Here is a 796-nt window from a genome sequence, read left to right as displayed (position 1 = left end):
TTTCGTAGGAAAGGCAACTCCAGTAACAGTTCAAGTGAAGGATGACAACGGAACAGCGACAACAACGACTTACACTCCAACGGTAACAGCTGTGACCATGACATCTGAAGATGCTACATCGACTGGTATTCAAGGGGCTACTCAAAGTGGAACTCCAGAATTTGAAACATCAGATCCATCAGTAACGATTGCAACACGTCAGTTGCTTGATCCATCAACGATGCAACCAACTACTAGTGTTACAATTGCAAATGAAGGAACATACACAATTGAACCAACAACAGGCCTTGTGACCTTCGTACCAGATCCATCATACAAAAAGAAGGGGACAGGTGTTACTGTTCAAGCAACGGACTCAAATGGTGAAACCTCAACCGCTACCTACACTCCGACAGTTACTCCAGTTTCTCTAACGTCGACTGATGTGACATCGAAAGATATTCAAGGGGCAGAACAAGAAGGAACTCCAACCTTTGCCTTGTCAGATGGAGCAGAAGCAACAACGACTATCACAGGCTATAAACTTGTGGATCCAACTACAGGCCAAGCGACAGATGAAACATCTGTAGTTGTTCAATCAGTTGGTACGTATACAATTGATTCAACGACAGGTAAAGTCACCTTCCAACCAGATGGTGCGTACAAGGGGACACCAGATGCCATCAAAGTTGAAGCAACTGCGACTGTTAAAAATGCCAAGAATGAAACTGCAAGCATTACGAAAGAAGCTACCTACACCCCAACAGTTATTCCAGTAACACCAAGCTCTGAAGCTTCAGAGACAACTGGACCGCAA

At 44.5% G+C, this 796-nt stretch carries 1 pseudogene; it reads left to right on the top strand.

The annotated features are described in order from the left end of the window. Positions 1-796, top strand: a pseudogene (locus tag WKI42_RS10520) (CshA/CshB family fibrillar adhesin-related protein); the annotation flags it as partial.

Source organism: Streptococcus pseudopneumoniae, from assembly GCF_038148935.1.
In the GTDB taxonomy this organism is placed as follows: Bacteria; Bacillota; Bacilli; order Lactobacillales; family Streptococcaceae; genus Streptococcus; species Streptococcus pseudopneumoniae_U.
Note: the sequence above shows the minus strand (reverse complement) of the source record. Positions and strands in the feature narration are given on the sequence as shown.